At 68.4% G+C, this 215-nt stretch carries 1 protein-coding gene; it reads left to right on the forward strand.

Annotation, left to right across the window (positions count from 1 at the left end; translation table 11 throughout):
* A partial coding sequence (locus tag IF89_RS40470; protein ID WP_043195256.1) for a hypothetical protein occupies window positions 1-215 on the forward strand: 215 nt, incomplete at both ends.

The raw sequence follows: 215 nt of genomic DNA on the forward strand, positions 1-215 counted from the left end.
CACCCAGCCGGGCACCTACACCTTCACCGTCACCGCGACCGACCCCAACCCCCAAGTCCCCACCGCATCCAAAACCTTCACCCTCACCGTCAACCCCGCAGCCGTCTCCACCTGCGCCACCCCCACCGCGGTGCTGCAGCAGCGCGGCTACAACATCATCACCGGCACCGCAGGCCCCAACCAGCTGTCCGGCACCAACGGCACCGACGCGATCT

This window comes from Streptomyces sp. NRRL F-2664 (genome assembly GCF_000719345.1).
Lineage (GTDB): Bacteria > Actinomycetota > Actinomycetes > Streptomycetales > Streptomycetaceae > Streptomyces.